The organism is Amycolatopsis sp. lyj-112 (assembly GCF_046549055.1).
GTDB lineage: Bacteria > Actinomycetota > Actinomycetes > Mycobacteriales > Pseudonocardiaceae > Amycolatopsis.
The window spans coordinates 132,127-145,159 of sequence record NZ_JAJPWS010000017.1 but is presented as its reverse complement, the minus strand read 5'-3'; the positions used below and the strand labels follow the sequence as shown (position 1 = coordinate 145,159).

Sequence of the window (13,033 nt, the reverse complement as noted above, 5' to 3'; positions counted from 1 at the left end):
GTGGCCAGGCTGGTCTCGGTCGGTCGTTCAAGATGAACGTTAGTAGCTGTTGACCTGTGTTTTAAGTGTTTCTTAGCAGGCTTGCGCTCGGCAATCGCGGGACGAATGAGCGCGGTGACGTGATCTAGGCATCGGCATCCAAAATTCTGTCGAGGTCGTTATTGGCGACGGAGCAACGCGTGGAAGCTCGCACTCTTCTTGCTCCTCTTCCTCGCGAGAGTCGCCTGCTCTCTCGAATGGAACCCGTGGCTCGACTTGTTGAGTTTCGGGGCACGCCGAAACTCGTCGAGAAAGTTGAGTTCTTGGTGTCCAAAATCGGCACCGAAACCGGCCTCTTGGGGTGACTTGGCAGACCACGCCGACCACGCCGCGAGGAAGGCCACCGATGACTTCAACACCTCACCACGAGCCCGGCCGCCGCCCCCACCGCACGCCGCATCGCCGGACGCCGGCCCCGGCGCACACCGGCCAGGGCCGACGCCACGCGCTCTCCCGGACAGCCACCGCCGGACGCATCCGCGCGACGCGCCCGACCACTCTGTGGCCCTTCGTCGATGCCGAGGTGCTGCCCGGCACGGCGCTGCTCGCTGGCTGGCTCGGCCGCACGATCCTCACCCTCGTCACGACCTACACCCGCCCCGGCGACCGTGTCCTTCTCCTCTCCCCGCCGACACCCCCGCACACGTCACCACGAACAGCTGGCCGAACCTACGACGGCGACCCGTACACCGGACTCGCCGAAGCGGTCTGGACCGTCGCCCGCCTCGGCCGCGGTGCCGACACCGCGACCGCCGCACCCGCGCCGGACTATCGAAGTGACCGCCCCGACCCGTCCCGGCACGGTGGTGCCGAGTCGGGGTCGCGACACCGACTCAGTCGGCTCGGCTTGCACGCGGTCACCGACTCGAACACCGACTCCGCACAGCCGCGTCGCCGCGCCGGAGACCGACTCCGTAACGGGTTCGATCTGATCATCACCGCGCTCGACCCGCACGCCACCGACTGGCTCGGTCACGCCGACTGGGACGCCCTACTCGCCCCATGCGGCCTCACTGCAGTAGTCACGCACAGTGATTCGCGCGGTGGGCGGTTGCTCGACCCGCACCCCGCCTTGGCGAACACGCTGGGTCATCACGGTTTGCGGTGTCTCGACCACATCGCCGTGCTCACCGCGCCGACACCGGACCCGGTAGCCATCTCCGCCGCTGCCGAGGGGACCGGAACCGCGACGGCCCCGCGCGGTCGATCGCTGCGTGGCGGCTTCGGGGCGCTTCCGCTGCGCTCGGTGCACCACGACCTCGTCCTGTTCCAGCGACTGCCTCTCACTGCCGGGGAGACCGACGTCACCGATCGGAAGGAGGCGTCGGATGTCTAAGCGCGCCAACAAGCAGTTCCCTCGACCGATGGGGGAGGTGCCGGAGGGTCCGGTTCTGGCCTCGGTGTGGCCGACCGGGACGACCAGCGTTGCGGCCCAGCTGGACGAGGGCGGTTACCACAACGCGACCGGAACGGACCCGGCACTGATGGCCCCGGCGATCGCCCGCCACGCCATCGCGACCTTCACCCGGCCTGGCGATGTGGTGCTCGATCCGGACTGCGGAGCGGGGACGGCCATTGTGGAAGCATTGCGCTCCGGGCGGCACGCGATCGGGCTGACCGGGCAGCGCCGATGGTGGCGGCTGGCACGGACGAACGTGACCGTCACGAAGGCGCGCGGTGTGTTCGTCGACGGCATGGTCCTCGTGCTCGACCGACGCCCCGGCACAGCCGTCGCCGCCGCAACGGCAGGACTGACCGGGCGCGTCGACCTCCTGCTGATCACCCTGCGCCCTGCCAGCTCGAACGGCGACGTCGATGGTGCGCTGGATCGGCTGCACAGCCTGCTCTCGCAGTACCGGCCGCTGGTGCGTCCCGGCGGGCACGTGGTCGTCACCTGTGCCCCGCAGCGGCACCCTGTCCGGCACGACCTGCTCGACGTTCCCAGCCAGATCGCCGAGATCGGCAGCGCCGCGGGCCTGGCACCGGTCGCGCGCTGCTTGGCCCTCACCGCCGCCGTGCGGCGACGGCGTGCGTATACCCACGCGACCCTCGCCCAGCGGCGCGCCGCTGGGCGAGCGGAACGCGCTCTCGGACACCAAATCGCGCTGCCCGCGCATCAGACAGTGCTGGTGTTCCGGGCCGACCCGGAGGCCAGTGATCCGGCTTTGACTCAGCCCATCCCGGCGCTGCCTGCGCCGCCTCGACCGCACCGGAGTGCTCGCGGAACACGCCTGGCATCGGTGGCCGCCTGACCGCACGTCCAAGCACGCGGAATCCGTCTACGCGCAGCCATTCCGCGTCGCCGCGGAACTACGCACAGCGGCTCACGAGCAGGCCGCGTCCGCTGTTTCTGACATCCACTCCGCTCGCACGAAGGAGAGAATTTCCATGGACATCACCCCTGAGCCGGGTCGCCGCACGCGCCGCATCAATCCGTTGCTGTACCCATTCGTGAGGTACGGCACGCGGAAGCCTGAATCGCCGACCGGGTGGCAGCGGCTGCGCGTAGCCCTAACCGGATACGTGGCAGGTACGGATGAGGACAACGCCCGGCGCGTGTCTGACGAGCTGAGCGTCTACCGGTACCAGCTGGAGTTGAAGCGACGGTCGCGTTTGGCACTTCGGCAGCGCACCCGCGACGGTTGGTGGACGGGCACCGCGCCCTATGGCTATACCCTGCAGCATCACTGGGTCGAAGCCGAGTCTGGTCGTGCGGGCTGGCGGCACCGGCTGATGGTCGACGAGTTGCGTGCGCCGGTCGTGTCGCTGATCTTCGCCTGGAATTTGTACGGCAAGCGCAGCGAGCGCACCATCGTCCGGCTCCTGAACGAGCAGAAGCACCCTCAGCCTGTCGACCCCGTCACCGGCCGGGCGCGGGCGTGGAGTCCGGCGGTCGTGCGCACCATCCTCAAAAATCCCGTCTACCTCGGGTACGTCGTCCGGGATCGCACGCTGCGCGGAGTGGATCAACCGCCGGAATACTGGACCTGGTCGCAGCAACGGTGCCACCGGGCACTGGTCGAACCAGCGGTGTTCTGGGCGGCCTACAACCGCCGAGCCCGCTGGGTCTCACCGACCCCGGACACCGACACCACCGGACTCACCGACCAGGGCCGGGAGGCGGCATGACCCAGCATCCGACGAGCACCGTCTACTACCGCGATGAGACGGTCACGCTCTACACCGGCGACGCCACCGCCACCCTCGCCGGCCTGGCAGAGAAGTCGGTCGACTGCGTGGTCACCAGCCCGCCGTACTGGGGGCTGCGCGACTACGGGACTGGAACCTGGGTCGGCGGCGATCCCGGCTGCGCCCACCTGGCCTCGGCCGGACGCGGTGGCAACCATCCCCAGCCCAAACATCCCGGTCTTGCCTATCCCGCGTCCGCGGGGCACCGCGACGGCGCGCCGCAGCACTGCCGCCGGTGCGGCGCCCGGCGCGAGGACGACCAGCACGGCCTGGAGCCGACACCACAGGACTACGTGGACCGCCTCCGGGGCGTCTTCGCGCAGCTGCACCGCGTTGTGGTCGACACCGGCACCGTGTGGCTGAACCTGGGTGACTCCTACTCTGCCGAACCGCCCGGCCGCACCGGTGACCCGATGCGGGCCAGCACCCTGTCCGGCCGGAACGCGGCAGTGCCGCTGCGGGAATCGGTACGCCAGGCCGGGGTGGCGCGCACGCGGTCCCTGCCGCGGAAGAACCTGGTCGGAATGCCATGGCGGGTCGCGTTCGCGCTGCAGGCCGACGGCTGGATTCTGCGCAACGCGATCGTGTGGCACAAACCCAACGCCATGCCCGAATCCGTCCGGGATCGGCTGTCGAACCGGTACGAGATGCTGTTCCTGCTGACCAAACAGCAGAAGTACTTCTTCGACCTCGATCCGATCCGCGAACCACTCACCCGTCCCGAGGCGGCCGACGAGGGCATCGTGATCGGCGGCGTGCGCAAGGGCCGCCACGGCGGGATCGACGCGACCGCGCGCCGTCGCGGACACAGTGTGTACGGCAAATACCACGACACCAGCCCGTTCACCGGTAAGACACACGGCGACGCGATGCGGCCGACCGGCGCGCGGCACTCCGCCGCGCACCAGCGTGGCAAGAACCCCGGCGACGTCTGGTCCATCACGACTCGTCCCCTCCGCGAAGCGCACTTCGCAGCCTTCCCGGTCGACATCCCTTTGCGGTGCGTCGCCGCAGGATGCCCGGAGGGCGGTGTCGTGCTCGATCCATTCAGCGGTGCCGCCACCACCGGCATGGCCGCAGGGAAGCTCGGCCGGTCCTACGTCGGTATCGATCTCAACCCGCAGTTCCACGACATCGGCCTCCGGCGCCTCGGCCTCACCGCAGACGAACAGGGGAGGGCCGCATGAACGCCTCCATCGCGACTCATCGCCAGTACGGCGGAGTCACTCTCTTCACAGCTGATGCGGAAGCCGGGATCGCGGAACTGCCCGACAACTCGGTGGACTGCCTCGTCACCAGCCCGCCCTACTGGCGCCTGCGCGACTACGCCCCCGACTCCTGGACCAGCGGGCGAACGGGGTGTCGCCACCGCCCGGTCAGCGCCGGCACCGCATCCGCTGATGGCAGCCGCGATCGGCGGCGGTGCCGAAACTGCGGAGCACTGCGCGAGCATCCGCAGATCGGCCTGGAACCGACTGCAGACGAGTACATCGACACGGTACGTACGGTATTCGGCGCGGCGCGCCGCGTGCTCACCCCGCGGGCGACTGTCTGGATCAATCTCGGCGACAGCTACTCCACCAACTCCGATGGCTACTGGTGCACCACACCCGGCCAAGCCGGACAACCGCACTACCGGCCCATCGCCGACGTGCCACACAAGAACCTGCTCGGCATGCCCTGGCGCCTCGCCCTGGCAATGCAGGACGACGGCTGGATACTGCGGTCGGCGATCGTCTGGCACAAGCCGCACGCCACACCCACGCCGATCCGCGATCGGCTCGCCACCCGCCACGAGATGATCTTCCTATTCGTCACGCAGCCGGACTACTACTTCGACCTCGACCCGATTCGGCAGCCCTACACCGGCGACCGCGCCCTGTCCCGTCGAGCCCATCACGGTGGCAACAAGCCGAACACCGCCCGCGGAACCTGGCCCCGCACCCCGGCGCACGGCCAGCGCGGACGCAACCCCGGCAACGTGTGGACAATCCAGCCGGATCGATCCCGCACCGGTCATCCTGCGCCGTCCCCACTGGAGATCCCGCGCCGCTGCATCGCCGGCGGATGCCCACCCGGCGGTCACGTTCTCGACCCCTTCAGCGGCAGTGGCACTACCGGCGTCGCCGCCCGCGAACTCGGCCGCCGCTTCACCGGCATTGACACCAACCCGGCCTACCACGACATCGCGATACAGCGGATCGTCGCGGGCGGAGCAATCTAGGTCGTCCTCACTCGTTCGGGGCCTCCATTCTGTACTGATCGACGTTACGATTTCGGGCCCACGTAAGCACTTGACTTACTCAAGGCCCAGAGGAGGGTGACCAGTGCCCGGTTCAGGCCAGGACGAGTACTCGCCGCAGGATCGCAGCCATCTCCTCGGAGAGGTAGGGCGCGATGGTGATCAGGTACACGACGACGCGGTGGTGATTCCCTTGCAACGTCGCAATTCTCGCCCGGCTGGCGACAACAAGGCATGGTGCTTCGAACAGTCGTTCCGTGGTGGACATCGCCGTTTTGTCGGAGAGGTGACGTACGTCGGAGGCGCCGAAGGCTGGCGCATGCGCAGGGAAATCGCCGTGGTCCTTGCGGGGCTCCTGCACTGGGCACATCAGCAGAACACCGTGAACGGAACTCCGGACACAGAGAACTACCAGGCCGCCTGACTCCGCTTGCGAACCGCTGAGTGAGTCAAGTCCCGGTGTGGCGAGAGGTGACTGAGTAGAAATGGGAACAGAGGACGGCTTCGTGGTGAACCCGCCTGCTCCGGCGATCGAGCATCGGGGCAATGGGCGCGTTCCGGTGTCAGGGCCCTCTGGGCTGTCTGACTATGCGGTCTCGCCGCTGGGCTCGTCGACGTCGGCGCTTATGCGCGATGAGGTTCGCGTCGCTGTGCTCGGCCGGACCTCGACCGAGGACCAGCAAGACCCGCGGCAATCGCTGCTTCGGCAAGTCGGCAACTGCAAGACTGCACTGCCGGAGTCGTGGGTGATCGTCGCCCATTTCTATGACGTCGAATCCGGCCGCATGGATCTGGATCAGCGTGGCCAGGGGGAGAACTACGAACGGTTCAACATCCCGATCGCCCGTGACGGTGGAATCGCGGACCTGCTCGCCGAAGCCGCGCATTCCGGTCGCCGATTCGACGTGGTGATCGCTGAAAGCATTTCTCGCGTTGCGCGTCGTGCATTCGAGGGCCTTTCTGTTGAGCGGGAGCTAGAGCGCGTCGACGTCCCGCTCTTTGCCTCCAACGAGCCCATCACCCTGTCCGGTAGCCGCGCGCAGCGCGTGCTGCAACGGCGGATCAACCAATCCATCGCCGAGTACGAGGTCCTCAACACCCTCGAACAGTCGTGGGGAGGTTTGTGTACCCACGTCCGTGAGGGCTACAACATCGGCAAACCTCCGTACGGGTACAAAGCGAAGGCCATCCCGCACCCCAACCCGACCAAGGCTGCCAAAGGCCAAACCAAGAGCCGTCTGGAGCGTGACGGCGTACGTGCCGAAACGGTCACGCAGATGGCGAAGTGGCGCTACCACGAGGAGCTCGGCTACGGCGACATCGCCGACCTGCTCAACGCTGATCTGACGCGCTATCCGCCGCCCGAACCGGCGGGAGGCAGACGAGCACGCAGGGCATGGGGCAAGAGCAGCGTCTACGAGATACTCCAGAACCCGAAGTACACCGGCTATCAGGTGTTCAACCGGCGTGCGCGCCGGTCCAAACAGGGAAAGGTCAACGACCCGATCAAGTGGGTGTGGTCGCCCAAACCTAGCCATGAGCCGTTGATAGCGAAATGGATGTACGACGAACTCAACGCTCGTCGCCGTACTCGTCGTGGATCGCGCTCGGACAACGAGCTGAACGTGCATCCGCAGACACGCCGTACCTATGTGTTTCGCGGGATGATCTTCTGCGGCTGCGGGCGGAGGATGTACGGCGTTCAGCGCCACGGCGACGTGTATTACACGTGCTGGCCCAAGGCCAACAACCGCGGTCGGCCTGACACCTATGCGGGGCATCCCAAGGCCGTCTATCTGCGTGAAAAAGCCATCATCGAGGCGGTATCCCAGTTCGCTTCCGATCGGATTTTCGGACCCAGCCGCCGTGAGATCCTGGCGGCAGACCTGGATGGGCTCGACGACAACGCCGCGCAGCAACGCCAAAACGAACGCGAAAGGTTGCAGCGCGCTCTTGCTGAGCTGGCGCGCCGTCAAGCATCGATCTTGCGTCAGGCGCTGGATGGTGATCCGGACGACCCCTTCACACAGGGCCTGCGCGCCACCTACAACGACCTGGAGACTCAGAAGAAGGCAGCGAAGACGGCCGTCGCTGACCTAGATGCAGCCGACGCGACCGAACCCCGCAAACCCGGCGAGGACGAAATCGCCCTGCTCGACGCACTGCCATTCCTCACCCTCGACCTCGCCAACGCACCTGACGATCAACTTCGACGCTTGTTCGAGATCGTGCAGCTCGCTGTACGCCTCCTCGATGACTCCGACGAGGTGAAGATCGAGGCACGACTCCCCGCTCACGACCTCCCGCAAATCGCCGACCAGGCAGTGAGGACCATCCATACCATGCCATCCACAAGCAAAATGCCTGCTCAACGAGCAGGTGGCGCTAGTGTGGATGCTGTAGGAGCCCCCTCCGGGGCACAAGCAGTTCCGCTCTGTGGACGCGCTGGTCCACGTGCACGGCCGCTGCCGAGAATGGCCTGCATGACCGAAAGCGGCCTTACCGACGAAGCCACCTACGACCGGACGCGATGGACGCAGTGGCGCGCGGGAGAGGCGCGGGGTGACGGGATGTCGCGGCGCAGGATGCTCCGGCTGACGGCAGGGGGCGGGCTCGCGCTGACGGCGTTCGGAGCGATCCCGGCGGGAACGGCGTCCGCGGTCACGCCGATCGTGAAGCCGTTGCCGCCCGAGCTTTTCGAGGTTTACGGCACCAACGCGGAAACGCGCTGGGAGGCGTTGAGCGGGCAGGGCTACCTGACGCCGATCGACCGGTTCTTCGTCCGGAACCACACGTCCACCCCGCTGATCGATGCCGCGACCTGGCGGCTGAAGCTCTTCGGTACCGGTTTGCGCGGGTCGCCGACCGCGGACAAGCCCGTCGAGTTCACCTACCGCGACCTGCTCAGGCTGCCCTCGGAGACGATCACTTCGGCGATCGAATGCGCGGGCAATGGCCGGAGCTACTTCACCAGCCAGCAGGGGCAGACGGTGTCCGGCACGGCGTGGAAGCTCGGCGCGATCGGGGTGGCGCGCTGGCGCGGGGTCCGGCTTTCGACCGTGCTGGCCAGGGCCGGGCTGACGCACCATGCGGTGGACGTCCTCCCCGAAGGTCTGGACGCCGACTACGTCACCGGCGGGGTCAACCTGGGGAGGGTGCGCCGTCCGCTGCCGGTCGCGAAGGCGTTGCAGGACGTCCTGCTGGCTTACGAGATGAACGGGCGGCCGCTGCCGCCGGACCACGGCCACCCGGTCCGGCTCGTGGTGCCGTCCTGGGTGGGGATCTCGTCGATCAAATGGCTGGGGCGCATCGAGGTCTCGGAAACGCCACTGGTCTCGCCATGGAACACGCAGTACTACCGGCTGCTCGGGCAGGATTACCCGGCGGAGGGCACGAACGTGACCCGGCAGGTGGTCAAGAGTGCGTTCGAACTGCCGTGGAACGCCGAATTCGAGGCGGGCGGCAGGCACGTGCTGCGCGGCCGGTCGTGGTCGGGCAACGGCCGGATCCGGCGGATCGAAGTCAGTACCGGCGACGGTTGGCAGCAGGCGAAGACGGTGGGTCAGTCGGCGGATCGCGGCTGGCAACTCTGGGAGATCCCTTGGCGCCCCAGCACTCCGGGCGACCACACGCTGCGGGCGCGGGCCACGGACATCACCGGTGTCACCCAGCCGGACGCCGCCGCGTACAACACCCAGGGCTACCTGTTCGGCGCCGTCGTCCGGCATCCGGTCAAGGTGGTGTGAGATGACTCAGTCGATCGCGGTGAGCGGGGAACCGACCGTCGAGCTGACCCTCGCCTTGCGGGTGAGCACCGACTCCGAGCATGCCGCCGCGCGCCTGCTGAAGTCCTTTGAGGACACTGTCGACGTCACCCTGACAGCCCGGACTTTTCACGACGACGAAACGACTTCCGGCCAGGTCATCGAGCTGGCCGGGGCATCACGCTGATGGCGCAGGTTTGGGGATTGAGCGGCGGCAACGTGCAGGCCGTCGACGTCCACATCCGCAAGATCCGCGGCAGACTGGAGCCCGTGCTGACGCCGATCGCGACCGTGCGTGGCGTGGGTTACCGGTTCGACGGCGCGGGCCAGGTCTTCATCGCGGACTGAGTTGCGGCTCGGCAGGGTCCGATCCATCGATTTCGATTTTCTCCGGCGCGGCGGAGAAGCTGGCCGAGGAGTTGTATCGGGCAACGGTCGTCCGGAGCTGATCGGCGTACTGGTAGATATCTTCGGCAGCCGTAAGGGGAATGCGGGTCTCGACTTTGTTCTCATCGAAGATGCCGAGGTACTTCTTCGACCGGTTGAACCACAAACGTGCGATGGGTTTGCGGTTGTTGTCATCCAGAAGCACGCCGAAATAGGTCTTCGTGTCACGCGCGACGACCCTCGCGGCGGGCACTTCGCTGCAGACGATCGCTCGGACGATCCGGTACCCGTCAAGTTCTTCCTCGGTGGTGACCACGTCGCCGTCGCGTGTGCCGGGTTCCGTGGGCGACGTGGGCCGGCTCTCGGCCGAGCTTGGCTGCTCGGCAAGTTCGGACGCGCCGGCGGAGACACTGACGAAGGAATCAGGTCCACCCAGCGCGTTCTTCAGCCGGTCGTTGACCTGCTCATTGAGGAACTGGCGGGAGGCCTTGTCCACCAGGGGAGCGAACTGTTCGCGAACTCGTTGGGTGAACGATCCTTCGTAGACTCGGCATGCCAGAAACTTCACCCATTCGTCCTCGGGCGTCTTGAACTGGGTCGCGAGGATGCGCTTGATCTGCCCGATGTACTTGAGCTCTTCGGCGGCGTTGATGACCGAGTCGAGGTTGAAGGACTCCTTGCTCAGCTTCGCGAGTTCGGGGATGAGCGTGTCGTCGATATCCGAGAAATCGAGTACCAGGAAGGGCTTCGCGTCCATCCGATTCGGCGCGTCCAGGTCGGTGTAGAACTGGTACGTCTCGCCGTTCGTGAGGATGGCGATCCTGGCATTGGTCACGGCGAAGTACCGGAACAGCTGAGACGCGTGCTCGATGCGGAGAGGGTCATTGACCTTCTTGGCCTCGACCAGGACTTGTACTTGACCGTCATGGACGATCGCATAGTCGATCTTCTCGCCTTTTTTCGTGCCGACGTCGGCGGTGAACTCCGGGATGACTTCGGCGGGGTTGAAGACGTCATAGCCGAGGACCGTGCTGATGAAGGGCATCACAAAAGCGTTCTTGGTGGCTTCTTCCGTCTGGATGTCGGCCTTGTGCTTGCGGATCTTCAGAGCTAAAGCCTGTGCACGCTCTGCGATCTCCATGGTGATGTCCTCCGTGCCGACGTATTCGCTTTCCTCTGTCCTGTGGTCATAGGTCGTCGAGGTGAGTACACGTGTTACACGTGTTGGTGTGGTGTCCAACCGGGGGTACGGGCACCTGTTCAGGCCTGCCAACACGATCATCACCGGCAAAGCACGGATGCCAGGATGGAGTCGTGACTCCCACTTTCGTCCTGGTCCACGGATCCTTCAGCAACTCGTTCACCTGGGCGCCGCTGCAGCGCGAGCTCGCCCTGCTCGGTCACCGCTCGCTGCCGGTCGATCTCCCCGGGCGCGGCTTCGCGGCCAGTTTTCCTGTGTCGTACCAGGCGCCACAGGACCTCGCCGCACTCGCCACCGCGCCCTCCTCGATGACCGGCGTGAGCTATGCGGACACCGTCGAGCACCTGGTCGGCGTCGTGCGTCAGGCCGCCGAGCACGGCCCGGTGGTCCTGGTGGGACACAGCCGCGGCGGGCTCGCACTCACCGGCGCCGGGAACGCGGTTCCCGAACTGATCGACCGGATCGTCTACATCTCGGCGTGGTGCTGTGTGGACCTCACCGTGGGCGAGTACATGCAGGAACCGGAGCACGCGAGCAGCGCGACCCTCGGCGCCGCGGCGGCGATGGCGGCCGACCCGGCGACCCTCGGCGCGCTGCGGATGAACTGGCGTACCGCCGACCCGGAGCTGATCGCGGCCATGAAAACGGCGATGCACGACGGGCCGGACCACGAATTCTTCGCCTATCTCAACACTCTCGAGCCCGACGAGAGCCTCGACGCAGGTACCGAACGAACCGACGCCGCCACGTGGGGCGGGATCCCGCGTACCTACATCCGGCTCACCGACGACCGGTCGATGCCGCTCGCGCTGCAGGATCGCTTCATCAAAGAGGCGGACGCGCTCACCCCGGACAACCCCACCGACGTGCGTTCACTCGTGAGCAGCCACGTCGGCTTTCTCATCCACCCGAAGGAGGCTGCGGGCATTCTCGCCGGGCTCGCCTGACACCGAAAGCCGTCCGGGTACTGTCTCGCCGGGGGGAGGAGGAGACCCGAGTGCGATGACGGACCGACAGTTCACCAAGGGGCACCTGATCACGCTGCTGATCAGTTCCGCGATCGGAGTGGGATTCGGTGCCGGGTGGTGGTTCTTCGGTGCCTCCTCGGTTTCCGGCGCGTCGACGGCGTTGGTCGTCGTAGGCGTCGTGACGGTACTGGGACTGGCCGGCTGGCTCGTCCTGACCGCCCGCCGAGGTGCCGGGCTGCCCGCGGGCGGCGGCCGGGAGGAAAGCCCGTTCGGCAAGCAGTACGGAATCGCCGTCTTGCTGATGCTGGTGGGGATCTTCGCCGGCGCCAGGGTGCTTTCGGCGGTGTTCGAGTTTCCCGAAGCCGTGCCCGCGTGGGTGCTCTTCGTGGTCGGCCTGCATTTCCTGCCGTTCGCGAAGCTGTTCGGATCGCGACGATTCCTGGTGCTGAGCGCTTTGTTGTGCGTGGTCGCCGTGCTGGCGGTCGTGCTCGCGGTCGTCGGATGGACGGCGGCCTGGCAGCTCGTGCCGGGGTTCGGCGGCGCCGTGGTCCTCTGGGCGACCGTCGTGGCCGGATTGCTCGACGGGACAAGCCGTCAGGGAGCGACGAGTCCGGCTTCGTAGGCGAAGATCGTCAGCTGGACCCGGTTCGTGGCGTCGAGTTTCGCGAAGATCCGGGTGATGTGGGTCTTCACCGTGGCTTCGCTCAGGTATAGTTCGATGCCGATTTCGGCGTTGGTCATGCCCTGGGCGACCGCGGTGACGATCTCCTTTTCGCGTCCGGTCAGCGTGCCAAGCCCGGCTTGCGCCCGGTGCCGCCGGGGGCTCATCCGGGTAGCGACGAAATGCCCGATGAGCTTCCGCGTCGTCCGTGGCGAAAGCATCGCCTCGCCCGCCGCGACCACGCGCACCGCGTCGATGATCTCCTGCGGCGAGCACTCCTTCAGCAGGAACCCGCTGGCGCCCGCGCCGAGGGCGTCGAAGACGTATTCGTCGAGGTCGTAGGTGGTCAGCACGAGAACTTTCGGCGGATTGGCCAAGGCGGTGACGGCGGCCGTCGCGGCGAGGCCGTTCATCCGCCGCATCCGGATGTCCATCAGCACGACGTCGGGGGCGTGCATCGTCACTCTCGGCACGGCCTCGTCGCCGTCACCGGCTTCCGCGACGACTTCGATGTCGTTCGTGCTGGACAGGATCATCGACAGTCCGGTTCGCACGAGGGGGTCGTCGTCGACGAGCAGCACT

General features: G+C 66.8%; 13 protein-coding genes. 11 read left to right on the top strand and 2 right to left on the bottom strand.

The genetic code is table 11. From position 1 onward, the window contains the following. Positions 1-385: 385 nt before the first annotated feature. The 9 genes from ACLJRL_RS36430 (at position 386) to ACLJRL_RS36390 (ending at position 9,582) form a co-directional block, all read left to right on the top strand. Positions 386-1,375: a hypothetical protein gene (locus ACLJRL_RS36430; protein WP_410660922.1), complete on the top strand. Its 990-nt coding sequence runs from the start codon at positions 386-388 to the stop codon at positions 1,373-1,375. Next, complete coding sequence (locus ACLJRL_RS36425; RefSeq protein WP_410660921.1) at positions 1,368-2,291, top strand: DNA methyltransferase; 924 nt, start codon at positions 1,368-1,370, stop codon at positions 2,289-2,291. The genes ACLJRL_RS36430 and ACLJRL_RS36425 overlap by 8 nt, the downstream gene beginning before the upstream one ends. A 304-nt stretch (positions 2,292-2,595) precedes the next feature. Beyond that, on the top strand, positions 2,596-3,168 hold the full coding sequence (locus ACLJRL_RS36420; RefSeq protein WP_410660920.1) for a recombinase family protein: 573 nt from the start codon (positions 2,596-2,598) through the stop codon (positions 3,166-3,168). Further along, positions 3,165-4,415 carry a DNA-methyltransferase gene (locus ACLJRL_RS36415; RefSeq protein WP_410660919.1) on the top strand — a complete coding sequence of 417 codons (1,251 nt, stop codon included), beginning with the start codon at positions 3,165-3,167 and terminating at the stop codon, positions 4,413-4,415. The genes ACLJRL_RS36420 and ACLJRL_RS36415 overlap by 4 nt, the downstream gene beginning before the upstream one ends. Next, positions 4,412-5,452 carry a DNA-methyltransferase gene (locus ACLJRL_RS36410; protein ID WP_410660918.1) on the top strand — a complete coding sequence of 347 codons (1,041 nt, stop codon included), beginning with the start codon at positions 4,412-4,414 and terminating at the stop codon, positions 5,450-5,452. Before ACLJRL_RS36415 ends, ACLJRL_RS36410 begins: the two co-directional genes overlap by 4 nt. Before the next feature lie 304 nt (positions 5,453-5,756). Further along, positions 5,757-5,894 (top strand): hypothetical protein, encoded by a 138-nt coding sequence (locus tag ACLJRL_RS36405; RefSeq protein WP_410660917.1) that lies wholly within the window; start codon positions 5,757-5,759, stop codon positions 5,892-5,894. A 61-nt stretch (positions 5,895-5,955) separates the two neighbouring features. Continuing rightward, entirely contained in the window at positions 5,956-9,216 is a 3,261-nt protein-coding gene (locus ACLJRL_RS36400) for a molybdopterin-dependent oxidoreductase (RefSeq protein ID WP_410660916.1), read from the top strand. Position 9,217: 1 nt separating this feature from the next. Then, on the top strand, positions 9,218-9,421 hold the full coding sequence (locus ACLJRL_RS36395) for a hypothetical protein (RefSeq protein ID WP_410660915.1): 204 nt from the start codon (positions 9,218-9,220) through the stop codon (positions 9,419-9,421). Continuing rightward, positions 9,421-9,582: a winged helix-turn-helix domain-containing protein gene (locus ACLJRL_RS36390; RefSeq protein ID WP_410660914.1), complete on the top strand. Its 162-nt coding sequence runs from the start codon at positions 9,421-9,423 to the stop codon at positions 9,580-9,582. Before ACLJRL_RS36395 ends, ACLJRL_RS36390 begins: the two co-directional genes overlap by 1 nt. On the opposite strand, the gene ACLJRL_RS36385 is transcribed toward ACLJRL_RS36390, so the two are convergent. After that, the gene (locus tag ACLJRL_RS36385) at positions 9,569-10,762 is read right to left on the bottom strand and encodes a type I restriction endonuclease (RefSeq protein WP_410660913.1); all 1,194 of its coding nucleotides are present in this window, start codon (positions 10,760-10,762) and stop codon (positions 9,569-9,571) included. The genes ACLJRL_RS36390 and ACLJRL_RS36385 overlap by 14 nt on opposite strands. A 173-nt stretch (positions 10,763-10,935) precedes the next feature. Here ACLJRL_RS36385 and ACLJRL_RS36380 point away from each other — a divergent pair, with 173 nt between their 5' ends. Together ACLJRL_RS36380 and ACLJRL_RS36375 are read left to right on the top strand one after the other, a co-directional pair. Continuing rightward, positions 10,936-11,769 (top strand): alpha/beta fold hydrolase, encoded by an 834-nt coding sequence (locus tag ACLJRL_RS36380; protein WP_410660912.1) that lies wholly within the window; start codon positions 10,936-10,938, stop codon positions 11,767-11,769. A gap of 55 nt (positions 11,770-11,824) precedes the next feature. After that, complete coding sequence (locus ACLJRL_RS36375) at positions 11,825-12,412, top strand: DUF7010 family protein (protein ID WP_410660911.1); 588 nt, start codon at positions 11,825-11,827, stop codon at positions 12,410-12,412. Here ACLJRL_RS36375 and ACLJRL_RS36370 read toward each other — a convergent pair. Beyond that, complete coding sequence (locus ACLJRL_RS36370) at positions 12,385-13,032, bottom strand: response regulator transcription factor (protein WP_410660953.1); 648 nt, start codon at positions 13,030-13,032, stop codon at positions 12,385-12,387. The two genes, ACLJRL_RS36375 and ACLJRL_RS36370, sit on opposite strands and share 28 nt — an antisense overlap. Position 13,033 lies beyond the last annotated feature (1 nt).

Excerpts from the sequence above, each read along its gene's own strand:
- ACLJRL_RS36410 (WP_410660918.1), top strand. The coding sequence starts at position 4,412 with ATGAACGCCTCCATCGCGACTCATCGCCAGTACGGCGGAGTCACTCTC.
- ACLJRL_RS36390 (WP_410660914.1), top strand. The coding sequence starts at position 9,421 with ATGGCGCAGGTTTGGGGATTGAGCGGCGGCAACGTGCAGGCCGTCGAC.
- ACLJRL_RS36430 (WP_410660922.1), top strand. The coding sequence starts at position 386 with ATGACTTCAACACCTCACCACGAGCCCGGCCGCCGCCCCCACCGCACG.
- ACLJRL_RS36400 (WP_410660916.1), top strand. The coding sequence starts at position 5,956 with ATGGGAACAGAGGACGGCTTCGTGGTGAACCCGCCTGCTCCGGCGATC.
- ACLJRL_RS36425 (WP_410660921.1), top strand. The coding sequence starts at position 1,368 with ATGTCTAAGCGCGCCAACAAGCAGTTCCCTCGACCGATGGGGGAGGTG.
- ACLJRL_RS36395 (WP_410660915.1), top strand. The coding sequence starts at position 9,218 with ATGACTCAGTCGATCGCGGTGAGCGGGGAACCGACCGTCGAGCTGACC.
- ACLJRL_RS36415 (WP_410660919.1), top strand. The coding sequence starts at position 3,165 with ATGACCCAGCATCCGACGAGCACCGTCTACTACCGCGATGAGACGGTC.
- ACLJRL_RS36375 (WP_410660911.1), top strand. The coding sequence starts at position 11,825 with ATGACGGACCGACAGTTCACCAAGGGGCACCTGATCACGCTGCTGATC.
- ACLJRL_RS36385 (WP_410660913.1), bottom strand. The coding sequence starts at position 10,762 with ATGGAGATCGCAGAGCGTGCACAGGCTTTAGCTCTGAAGATCCGCAAG.